The organism is Streptomyces sp. OfavH-34-F (assembly GCF_022347745.1).
GTDB lineage: Bacteria > Actinomycetota > Actinomycetes > Streptomycetales > Streptomycetaceae > Streptomyces.
On sequence record NZ_JAKRGC010000226.1, the window covers coordinates 1 to 10493 of the forward strand.

Consider the following 10493-nt stretch of genomic DNA (forward strand, 5'->3'; position numbering starts at 1 on the left):
GGGTGGTCCCGACCCGCGGGCAGCTGCCCGCGCCGGGCAGGCCGCCCGCCGACGCGCCCGCCCTGCCGGACGGCGAGGGGCTGGTGGTGGTCGTCAACCGGGAGTCGGGGACGGCGACCGCGACCGCCTCGCTGGTGCGGGACGCGCTGCCGGCGGCGGAGATCGTGGAGTGCTCGCCGGGGCTGCTCTCGGACGAGCTGGAGAAGGCGGCGGTCCGGGGCCGGGCGCTGGGGGTGTGCGGCGGGGACGGCACGGTCAACCAGGCAGCGGCCGTGGCGGCGTCGCACGCGCTGCCGCTCGCGGTGTTCCCCGGCGGAACCCTGAACCACTTCGCGTACGACCTGGGCATCGAGACCGTCGCCGACGTCGGCTCCGCGCTCGCCTCGGGGAGCGCGGTACGGGTGGATCTGGGGCGGTTCCGGCCGGGTCCGCAGGGCGCAGAGGGTGAGCCCGGCTACTTCCTGAACGCGTTCAGCCTGGGCGTCTATCCGGAGCTGGTGCGGATGCGGGAGCACTGGTCGCCCCGGATCGGCGGCTGGCCGGCCGGCGTGCTGGCCGCCCTGCGCGTGCTGCGCGGGGAGCGTCCGCTGGAGGCCGAGATCCAGGGCAGGCGGCGGCCGTTGTGGCTGCTGTTCGTCGGCAACGGGCTGTTCCAGCGGGTGGGCCCGGCGCCCGGCCGGCGGCACAACCTGGCGGACGGGCTGCTGGACGTACGGATGGTGCACGGCGGCCGGACCCCCGGGCTGCGGCTGCTGGCGGCGGCGGTCGCCGGGCCGCTGACCCGCTCCCCCATGCACGCGGCGGTGCGCAGGCAGCGGGTGCGGATCTCCGGGCTGAAGCCGGGCACCCCGTACGCCTTCGACGGCGAAGTGGCGCACAGCGGTACGGAGCTGACGGTCGACAAGCTGCCGGAGGCGCTGACGGTGTACTGCCCGATGCCTGTGTAACCGGGCCGGGACGGAGCAGACCGGGGGCGGCCGACGCGGAGTCGGCCGCCCCCGGCGCGTCCGCACCCCAACCTCCTTGTCCACATAGCAAGATATCCATCTCATTATGCGGCGGGAGGCTCTACGGTGGAGCCGTCGAACAGCGCTTCCGCGGTTCGCGTTTCGAGAGAGGACGCACGGCCATGCCGAAGGAGACCGCCGTCTACACCCACGGCCACCACGAGTCGGTGCTGCGCTCGCACCGCTGGCGCACCGCCGCCAACTCCGCCGCCTACCTCGTCGGCGAACTGAGCCCGGGGCTGCGCGTGCTGGACGTCGGCTGCGGGCCCGGCACCATCACCGCCGACCTGGCCGCGCTGGTGGCGCCGGGCCGGGTGACGGGGGTGGACACCACCGGCGAGATCCTGGCCCAGGCGGCCGAGGTGGCCGCCGAACGCGGCCTGGACAACGTGGAGTTCGCCGTCGCGGACGTCCACGCGCTGGACTACCCGGACGACTCCTTCGACGTGGTCCACGCCCATCAGGTCCTCCAGCACGTGGGCGACCCGGTTCAGGCGCTGCGCGAGATGCGCCGGGTGTGCCGCCCCGGCGGCGTGGTCGCGGCGCGCGACAGCGACTACGCGTCGATGACCTGGTTCCCCGAGTCCCCCGTCATGGACCACTGGCAGGAGTTGTACGGCCGGGTGGCCCGCGCCAACGGCGGCGAGCCGGACGCCGGACGCCGGCTGCTGTCCTGGGCCCGGCAGGCCGGGTTCACCGAGATCACGCCCGGCGCGTCCACCTGGTGCTACGCCACGCCGGAGAGCCGCGCCTGGTGGAGCGGGCTGTGGGCGGACCGCACCGTCGGCTCGGCGTACGCGGCGCTCGCGGTGGAGGGCGGGCACGCCACGGCCGAGGAGCTGACGGAGATCGCCGCGGCGTGGCGCGCCTGGGGCGAGCAGGAGGACGGCTGGTTCATGGTGCCGCACGGCGAGGTGCTCTGCCGCGCCTGAGCCGGGCCCGGCCGCAGCCGAACGGATCACAGGGCGGCGGGCGGCCAATTAACCTGGCCCGCATGGAGATCCTGGGAACCACGCTGCGTATCTGCGTCGACGACCTGGAGGCCGCGGTGGCCTTCTACGAGAAGCTCACGGGCGCCCCCGCCCTCCGGTTCGAGCGCGGCGGGGTCTCCGTCGCCGCGATCAGCTGCTTCCTGCTGATGAGCGGGCCCGAAGCGGAGCTGGAGATCCTGCGCAAGGTCACCGCGACCATCGCCGTCGAGAACGTGGACGAGGCCCACGCGGCCCTGACCGGGGTGGGCGCCCGGGTGATCGCGGGCCCCGTGCCGACGCCGGCCGGCCGCAACCTCATCGCCGTGCACCCGGACGGATCGGTCTTCGAGTACGTGGACCGCCACCTTCCCGGCTGAGCCGGAATTCCGTTTCCGTCCCGCTCAAGCCCCCCGTACGCTCGCTCCGGACAGTCGGCGGGGCAGGCGGAGAGGGACGGCGCGACAAATGAGCACGCAGCACACGTACCGGGTGATCGTGCGCGGCACGTGGCAGGACCTGACGGACGCGGCGCGCGAGCGGCTGCTCGCTCAGGTCGAGGAGCACGGCCTCGCCGGCATGCGGTTCACCGAGGAGGGCTCGCTCACCTACGACCGGGCCCTCAAGCACTTCAGCTTCCGCTACGTGGTCGTCTCGGACGCCGAGGACGGCGAGGAGATGGCGTCCGCGATCGCCGAGGACCGGGCGCTGACCGCGCTGCGCGAGGCCGGCTACGGCCACGGCGAACTGCGGTCCACCGCGACCGACATGGACACCATGAAGATCAACCACAAGCGCCGCTGAGCCGCGCCGCGCGGCCGGGCGGACCCGGTCGCGCGGCGCGCGGCGTCACTGCGGCGCCGGTGCCGTCGAGCCCCTGGGCGTGAGCGACGGGGTCGGCACCTGGAGGTCACCGGGGTGGGTTCCCTCGATCAGCGTGAACAGGGTCCGCGCCACCTCCGCGCCGAAGTGGTGGATGTCGTGGCTCATCGCGGACAGCGTGGGATGGGTGATCCGGCACAGCTGGGAGTCGTCCCACGCCAGCAGCGACACGTCGTCCGGGACCACGAACCCCATCTCGGCGGCGACGCCCGCTCCGGCCACCGCCATGATGTCGTTGTCGTAGACGATCGCGGTGGGCCGGTCCTTCGCCAGGAGCAGCGAGCGCGTCGCCCGGGCGCCCTCCCGCTCGTCGAACCCGGTCGCGATCTGGGTGCCGCGCTCCAGGCCCAGTTCCCGGACCGTGGCCTCGAAGGCGCGCGCCCGGATCGCACTGTGCCCGAAGCCGGCCGGGCCCCCGACGCGTGCGAGGCGCCGGTGCCCGAGGGCGGCCAGATAGCGCACGGCCTCCGCCGTGGCCGTGGCGTCGTCGGTCCACACCGCCGGGAAGGACCCGGTCAGCGAGGGATGGCCGACGGCGACCGCGGGCAGCCCGACGGCCTCCAGCGCGGGCACGCGTGGATCGTCCGGCCGGAAGTCGACGAGCACGGCGCCCGCGATGGTCTGGCCGCGCCACCACTCCCGGTACAGCTCGATCTCCTCGTCCACGTCGCGGACCAGCCGCAGCAGCAGTGAGCAGGACCGCTCCGTCAGGACGCTCTCGATGCCCGAGACGAAGTCCATGTAGAACGGTTCCAGGCCGAGGAGCCGGGCCGGGCGGTTCAGGACGAGCCCGATGATGTCGGCGCGGCGGCCGGAGAGGCTGCGCGCCGTGCGGTTGGGCTCCCAGCCCAGCTCCCGGGCCGCGAGGAAGATGCGTTCCCGCGTCGCGTCGGAGACGCCCGGCTTGCCGTTGAAGGCGAGCGAGACGGCCCCCTTGGACACACCGGCCCGCGCGGCGACGTCCTTGATCGTGACGCGAGCCGGAGCGGTCACTTCGTGCCCACGCAGAACAGGGCGGCGCGCACGTCGTCGGCGGTCACGTCGCCGCAGCCGGTGATCCCGATGACGGCCTGTTCGCCGGGGAGCAGCGTGACCAGGCCGCGGTCGGCCGCGGCTCCGGGGCCGAGCCGGTCGGCCTGGAGGAGGAGATCCCTGACGAGGGTGTGCGCGTTGACCACCACGCGGACGTTACCACCGCCGTCCCGGGCGGGCTCCACGGTCACGTCGAACGACGGCTCCAGGTAGCCGAACTCCTTGTCGGGCACGGGGAACCAGGTGGCCCGCAGCCCTTCGGCGTCGGCGACGAGGAACTCGGTGGTGCTCCCCGCCGGGACGAGTGCGGCGGGCACCGGGAGGCGTACGACGGAGCGCGCGGCCACGGTCACCTCCTGCACGCCCCGGCCGGTGGACGCGCCGTCCGCCCCGGTGCGGGAGAGGGTGACCTCGGTGCGCCAGGGGGTCGCGGACTGGTTGATCACCGCGAGCACCACACCGTCGCCCTCGCCGTCGGGGTGCAGGGTCAGCAGCCGGTCGGCGTACACCCGGCGCAGCTCGTGGTGGAGGGGCTTGAGGCGGCCGTCGCCGTCGATCGCGGCCCAGGAGCTGACCGGCCAGCAGTCGTTGAGCTGCCAGACGACGGTGCCGGCGCAGACCGGCCAGTGGGAGCGCCAGTGCTCGATGCCGGTGGCGACGGCGCGGGCCTGGACGAGCTGGGTCAGGTAGTGCCAGCGGTCGAAGTCGCCCTCGGGCGGGGCGAAGTGGCGGGCGACGCCGCGGTCGAGCTTGCCGTTGCCGTCCTCGGCCTTCTGGTGGTGGAGCATGCCCGGCGAGTCGGCGGCCGGTTCCTCGCCGGGCAGGGCGCGGCGCAGGGTGGCCATGGCGGGCGGCGCCTGCCAGCCGAACTCGGAGACGAACCGGGGCACGTCGGCGCGGTACTCGGCGTAGTCCTGCCGGTTCCACACCTCCCAGGAGTGGTGGGTGCCGTGGCGGGGGTCGTTGGGGTGGTGGTCCCAGGACCCGGACCAGGGGCTGCCGGCGGTGTAGGCGCGGGTGGGGTCGAGTTCGGCGACGATGCGGGGCAGGACGCCGAGGTAGTAGCCCTCACCCCAGGAGTCACCGGCCAGCGGCTCCTCCCAGTCCCAGTCGCGGAAGCCCCAGAGGTTCTCGTTGTTGCCGTTCCACAGGACCAGGCTGGGGTGCGGCATGAGCCGGACAACGTTGTCGCGGGCCTCGGCCTCGACCTCGCCGCGCAGGGGCTGCTCCTCGGGGTAGGCGGCGCAGGCGAAGAGGAAGTCCTGCCACACCATGAGGCCCAGCTCGTCGCAGGCGTCGTAGAACGCCTCGTCCTCGTAGATGCCGCCGCCCCAGATGCGGACGAGGTCCACGTTGGCGTCGGCGGCCTGGCGCAGCCGGGTGCGGTAGCGCTCGGGGGTGACGCGGGAGGGGAAGACGTCGTCGGGTATCCAGTTGACGCCCCGGGCGAACACGCGGACGCCGTTGACGACGAGGGTGAAGCCGGTGCCGTGCTCGTCGGGGGTGCGGTCCACCTCGACGGTGCGGAAGCCGATGCGCCGGTGCCAGGTGTCGAGCGGTCCGGAGGCGTCGAGCAGGGTGACGTCGAGGTCGTACAGGGGCTGGTCGCCGTAGCCGCGCGGCCACCAGAGCCGGGGCCGGTCGGCGGTCAGCCGCAGCACGGCCTCGTCGCCCTCGAAGCGGACCTCCGCCTCGGCGCCGGCCGCGGTGGCGCGGGCCCGCAGCTCGGTTCCGGCCCCGGACGCGGTGCGCTCGACGCGGAGCCGCACCTCGACGGTCCCGGTCGCGCCGTCCACGGTGACGAGGGGGCGGACGGAGGCGAGGCGCGCGGTGGACCAGTGCTCCAGGCGCACGGGGCGCCAGATGCCGGCGGTGACGAGCGTCGGGCCCCAGTCCCAGCCGAAGGAGCAGGCCATCTTGCGGATGTACTGGAAGGGCTCGGGGTAGACGTTGGGCCGGTCGCCGGTGAGGGCGCGGACGGCCTCGGCCTCCTCGTACGCGGAGGCGAAGCGCACCTCCAGCCGGCCGGTCAGGCCGGTGGCGTCGAACCGGTAGGCGCGGTGCATGTTGCGGGTGGCGCCCAGTTCGCGGCCGTCGAGGGTGATGCGGGCGGCGGTGTCCAGGCCGTCGAAGACGAGGTCGGTGCGCTCGTGGGCGCTCTCGTGCGACACGTCGGTGAGGTAGGTCCACGCGCGCCGGCCGACCCAGGCGACCTCGGTCTCGTTGCGGTCGAGGAACGGGTCGGGGATGACGTCCGCTGCGAGCAGGTCGGTGTGGACACAGCCGGGGACCTCGGCCGGCAGGAGCGCGTCGTCGTAGCGCAGCTTCCAGCCTTCGGTGAGCGGGGTGATGTCCTTCATGGTGCGGCTCCAATCGGCCCAGTGCGCACGTGACAGATGTACGACGCGGCACAACTTAACCCGCTGATCGTCCGCTGTCCATAAACCGGTCTAGTCACGGAGCGGCAACATCCGCGAGGAGCCGCACGCTCTCTAGCTGCGCAAATGCGAGAGCCGGTAACGATTCGGCATCGCAGGGGAAACAAGAGCTTTACCGGTTCACTGCCTGCCTGCCATAGTGCCGACATCCGGCGCAGACCCGAGCCGCCGTCCGAAGGAGCAGGGCACATGGGGAAGACCAGGGCACTCACAGGTACGTTTTTGGCCATCGCGGCACTGACCGTCACGGGATGCGGGGGCGGCGGTACGCCGTCCAAGGAGACGGCCTCCGCCCCTGCCGACCCGAAGACGGCGAGCGGCACCATCACGGTCCTGACGCAGCGGACGGACCTGATCAAGAGCGGGGCGATGAAGGCCTACGCGGCGGAGTTCAACAAGGTCTACCCCAAGATCAAGGTGAAGTTCGAGGGCCTCACCGACTACGAGGGCGAAGTCAAGATCCGGATGAACACGGACGAGTACGGCGACGTCCTGATGATCCCGGCGGCGGTCGCCAAGAACGACTACCCGAAGTTCTTCGCCCCGCTCGGCTCGTCCATCGAGATGGCCGACACGTACCGCTTCAGCGACAAGTCCGAGGTCGACGGCAAGACCTACGGCATCGCCCAGTTCGGCACCGCCAACGGCTTCGTCTACAACAAGGCCCTCTGGAAGAAGGCCGGCGTCACCGAGTGGCCCAGCACCCCCGAGGAGTTCCTCGCGGACCTGAAGGCCGTCAAGACGAAGACCGGCGCCGTCCCGTACTACACCAACTTCAAGGACGGCTGGCCGCTGGTCCAGTGGTCCGCCAACATCGGCTCCGTCACCTGCGACCAGGAGGCGAACAACAAGCTGGCCGGGCCCGTCTCGCCGTGGAAGGCCGGCAGCGAGCTGGGGGTGATCGACACCCTGCTGTTCGACATCGTCAAGGACGGACTCTCCGAGAAGGACCCGAGCACCACCAACTGGGAGGCGTCCAAGAGCAAGCTCGCCAAGGGCGAGATCGGCTCCATGATGGTCGGCTCCTGGGCCATCAGCCAGATGCGGGACGCCGCCGAGAAGGCGGGCGGCAACCCCGACGACATCGGCTACATGCCGGTCCCCGTCCAGCGCGAGGAGGGGCAGTGCGCCACCCTCGTCTCGGACTACCAGCAGGCCGTCAACATCCACTCGGACCACAAGGAGGCGGCCCGCGCCTGGATCGACTGGTTCACGCAGAAGTCCGGCTACTCCGCCAAGGAGGGCGCCGTCCCCACGCTGAAGTCGGCCCCCATGCCCGACACGCTCAAGGAATTCGTTGACAACGATGTCACCTTCGTGGAGCGCTCGGAGGCCAAGACCGGCACGGTCAACGAGATCGACAACGCCGCCGAGATCGGCCTCAACAAGCCCGACTACCGCCAGAAGCTGGTCGACATCGCGCGCGGCGCGCAGAAGGGCAGCGCCGAGAGCTACTTCGCCGAGCTGAACAAGAAGTGGGACGACGCCGCGAAGACCATCGGCTCCTGACCCGGAGCGGGCCCCGGCCGTACGACACCGGCCGGGGCCCGCGTCCCGCACGACCGACGCGGATGACGAAAGGCCCGACATGACCGAGACGACCGAGGCGGTGAGCGTGAAAACGCACCGTGCGACGCCCCCGCGTCGCGGCCCCTCCGCCACCGGCGCCAGCCCCCGCGCGCGCGGCACCCGGGGCCGGCTGCTCCGCCGCGCCACGCCCTGGCTGTTCCTGGTGGCGCCGCTGGCCCTGCTGATCACGTTCACCTACGTGCCCGTGGGCAACATGATCTATTACAGCTTCACGGACTGGGACGGCATCAGTCCCGACCGGAACTTCACCGGGGTGGACAACTACGTCCAGATCTTCACCCGGCCCGAGCTGTTCCGGGTGTTCTTCGTGAGCTTCTACTACCTGGCGGCCTCGGCGGTCCAGATCGTGATCGCGCTGTACTTCGCCACGGTGCTCAGCTTCGATCTGCGGTTCCGGAACCTGTTCAAGGGGCTGCTCTTCTTCCCCTACCTGATCAACGGCGTGGCCATCGGCTTCGTCTTCCTCTACTTCTTCCAGGACGGCGGCACCCTGGACACGGTGCTGTCCTGGTTCGGCCAGAACCCGGACCACGCCTGGCTGGGCGATCCGGAATCGGCGAACACCTCGCTCGCCGGGGTGTCGGTGTGGCGCTACACCGGCCTCAACTTCGTGCTGTTCCTCGGCGCGATCCAGTCCGTTCCGGGCGAGCTGTACGAGGCGGCCCAGCTGGACGGCGCCACCAAGTGGGACCAGTTCCGGCACATCATCGCCCCGAGCATCCGGCCCGTGCTGAGCCTGAGCGTCATCCTCGCGGTCTCCGGGTCGCTCGCGGTGTTCGAGATTCCGTGGATCATGACCGGTGGTGCGACCGGCACCTCGACCTTCGTCATCCAGACCGTGAAGCTCGCGTTCCAGTTCAACAAGACCGGCCTGGCATCGGCCGCCGCCGTGGTGCTGCTGCTGATCGTGCTGCTGATCACCTGGATCCAGCGCCGGCTCGTGCCCGACGAAAAGGTGGACCTCGTATGACCACGGCCCAGCGGACCGCGCCCGTGAAGACCGCGGGCCCCTCCCGCCCCCTGCCCGGCCCCCGGCGGGTCCGGCTGCGCGGCCGGATCGGGCAGACCCTCGTCTACGTGTCGCTCGTCGTCGCCTCGCTCGTGGTGATCCTGCCGCTCGCGGTCGTCTTCCTCACCTCGCTGAAGACGTCGGCGGAGGCCACCGACGGCGGTGCGCTGTCGCTGCCGGGCGACTGGCTGAACTTCGGGAACTACGCGACCGCGTTCTCCGAGGGCCAGATGCTCACCGCCTTCGGGAACACGCTGTTCATCCTGCTGTTCTCGATCACCGGCACGGTGGTGATCGGCTCGATGACGGCCTACGCCATCGACCGCTTCGACTTCCGGGCCAAGAAGCTGGTCATGGCGCTGTTCCTGGTCGCCACGCTGGTGCCCGGCGTCACCACGCAGGTCGCCACCTTCCAGGTCGTCAACAGCTTCGGCCTGTTCGACACCCGCTGGGCGCCGATCCTGCTCTACATGGGCACGGACATCGTGTCGATCTACATCTTCCTGCAGTTCATCCGGGGCATCCCGGTCTCCCTGGACGAAGCGGCGCGGCTGGACGGGGCGAACTCGTTCACGATCTACCGCAAGATCATCCTGCCGCTGCTCAAGCCGGCGATCGCGACCGTCGTCATCATCAAGGGGATCACCGTCTACAACGACTTCTACATCCCCTTCCTCTACATGCCGTCCCAGGAACTCGGCACGGTCTCCACCGCGCTGTTCCGCTTCAAGGGCCCATTCGGCGCCCACTGGGAGAACATCTCGGCCGGGGCCGTCCTGGTCATCGTCCCCACGCTGATCGCCTTCCTCTTCCTCCAGCGCTACATCTACAACGGCTTCGCGCAGGGTGCGACGAAGTAACGGACGAAGAAAAGGAAAAAGCCGCCTCCCTCCGCTTTTCCCCTCCCTTTTCGACCGGGGAAGGGAATACGCGGAGGGAGGCGGCTCGCCTTACAAAACCGGTTAAGTTCCGGAGTGCTTCCGGGGGCGCGGCTGCCCGGTGTCGACCGTGGCGCGGTAGACCTCGCCGTCCCCGCTCACCGTCACCTCCTCCCCCGCCGGCGCGTACGCCGAGGAGCCCGGCCGGAGCGTCAGCGCGCCGCCCGCCGCGGTGAGGCGGGCCTCGCCGCGCGTGCAGAGCAGGATCTGCGGGGCCGTCGCGTCCAGGGCGACGGCGGGGCCGCCGGCCGCCACCCGTACCCGCGAGAGCCGGAAGTCGTCCACCGGGGCCGGGTACACCTCCTCCGGCCCCTGCGCCGACGGGGTCAGGACGCGTACCGGCGGGGCGGCGAACCGCACCACCCGCAGCAGCTCCGCCCGGTCCTTGTGCTTGGCCGTCAGCCCGCAGCGCAGCACGTTGTCCGAGGCGGCCATGATCTCGACCGCCAGGCCCCGTACGTACGCGTGGGGCACACCGGCGCCCAGGAACAGCCCCTCGCCCGGCGCCAGCCGCACCGTCCGCAGCATCAGCGCCGCGAGGAGCCCGGCGTCGCCCGGGTAGGCCCGCGCGACCGCGTCGTACAGCGCGAGGTCCGCGCGGTGCGGGCCCTCCTGCCGCGCCCCGCGCG

Annotated in this window: 9 protein-coding genes and 1 pseudogene; 7 read left to right on the top strand and 3 right to left on the bottom strand. The window is 71.5% G+C overall.

The features are described from left to right. From MHW47_RS25645 to MHW47_RS25660, 4 genes are all read left to right on the top strand, one after another. Positions 1–947 (top strand): diacylglycerol kinase family protein (locus MHW47_RS25645; RefSeq protein WP_275449644.1); only part of this gene is annotated, 947 nt, incomplete at its 5' end. Positions 948–1129: 182 nt separating this feature from the next. After that, the gene (locus MHW47_RS25650) at positions 1130–1939 is read left to right on the top strand and encodes a class I SAM-dependent methyltransferase (protein ID WP_239226136.1); all 810 of its coding nucleotides are present in this window, start codon (positions 1130–1132) and stop codon (positions 1937–1939) included. Positions 1940–2001: 62 nt separating this feature from the next. Then, entirely contained in the window at positions 2002–2355 is a 354-nt protein-coding gene (locus MHW47_RS25655; RefSeq protein WP_239226137.1) for a VOC family protein, read from the top strand. An 88-nt stretch (positions 2356–2443) separates the two neighbouring features. Continuing rightward, on the top strand, positions 2444–2779 hold the full coding sequence (locus tag MHW47_RS25660) for a DUF6204 family protein (protein WP_239226138.1): 336 nt from the start codon (positions 2444–2446) through the stop codon (positions 2777–2779). 45 nt (positions 2780–2824) lie between these two features. Here the strand turns inward: MHW47_RS25660 and MHW47_RS25665 are convergent, their stop codons facing one another. Beyond that, entirely contained in the window at positions 2825–3850 is a 1026-nt protein-coding gene (locus MHW47_RS25665; RefSeq protein WP_239226139.1) for a LacI family DNA-binding transcriptional regulator, read from the bottom strand. Continuing rightward, complete coding sequence (locus MHW47_RS25670; RefSeq protein WP_239226140.1) at positions 3847–6249, bottom strand: glycoside hydrolase family 2 protein; 2403 nt, start codon at positions 6247–6249, stop codon at positions 3847–3849. The genes MHW47_RS25665 and MHW47_RS25670 overlap by 4 nt, the downstream gene beginning before the upstream one ends. Positions 6250–6516: 267 nt before the next feature. On the opposite strand from MHW47_RS25670, the gene MHW47_RS25675 reads away from it, so the two are divergent. The 3 genes from MHW47_RS25675 to MHW47_RS25685 all read left to right on the top strand — a co-directional run bounded on the left by MHW47_RS25675 (position 6517) and on the right by MHW47_RS25685 (position 9786). Further along, positions 6517–7836: an ABC transporter substrate-binding protein gene (locus tag MHW47_RS25675; protein ID WP_239226141.1), complete on the top strand. Its 1320-nt coding sequence runs from the start codon at positions 6517–6519 to the stop codon at positions 7834–7836. A 79-nt stretch (positions 7837–7915) separates the two neighbouring features. Further along, positions 7916–8887: a carbohydrate ABC transporter permease gene (locus MHW47_RS25680; RefSeq protein WP_239226142.1), complete on the top strand. Its 972-nt coding sequence runs from the start codon at positions 7916–7918 to the stop codon at positions 8885–8887. Then, on the top strand, positions 8884–9786 hold the full coding sequence (locus MHW47_RS25685; RefSeq protein WP_239226143.1) for a carbohydrate ABC transporter permease: 903 nt from the start codon (positions 8884–8886) through the stop codon (positions 9784–9786). The genes MHW47_RS25680 and MHW47_RS25685 overlap by 4 nt, the downstream gene beginning before the upstream one ends. A gap of 102 nt (positions 9787–9888) precedes the next feature. On the opposite strand, the pseudogene MHW47_RS25690 reads toward MHW47_RS25685, so the two are convergent. Continuing rightward, a pseudogene (locus MHW47_RS25690) lies at positions 9889–10493 on the bottom strand (mannose-6-phosphate isomerase, class I); the annotation flags it as partial.

What these genes read in the sequence shown, in the direction of transcription:
- MHW47_RS25680 (WP_239226142.1), top strand. Translation starts at nt 7,916, where the DNA reads ATGACCGAGACGACCGAGGCGGTGAGCGTGAAAACGCACCGTGCGACG.
- MHW47_RS25675 (WP_239226141.1), top strand. Translation starts at nt 6,517, where the DNA reads ATGGGGAAGACCAGGGCACTCACAGGTACGTTTTTGGCCATCGCGGCA.
- MHW47_RS25650 (WP_239226136.1), top strand. Translation starts at nt 1,130, where the DNA reads ATGCCGAAGGAGACCGCCGTCTACACCCACGGCCACCACGAGTCGGTG.
- MHW47_RS25685 (WP_239226143.1), top strand. Translation starts at nt 8,884, where the DNA reads ATGACCACGGCCCAGCGGACCGCGCCCGTGAAGACCGCGGGCCCCTCC.
- MHW47_RS25670 (WP_239226140.1), bottom strand. Translation starts at nt 6,249, where the DNA reads ATGAAGGACATCACCCCGCTCACCGAAGGCTGGAAGCTGCGCTACGAC.
- MHW47_RS25655 (WP_239226137.1), top strand. Translation starts at nt 2,002, where the DNA reads ATGGAGATCCTGGGAACCACGCTGCGTATCTGCGTCGACGACCTGGAG.
- MHW47_RS25660 (WP_239226138.1), top strand. Translation starts at nt 2,444, where the DNA reads ATGAGCACGCAGCACACGTACCGGGTGATCGTGCGCGGCACGTGGCAG.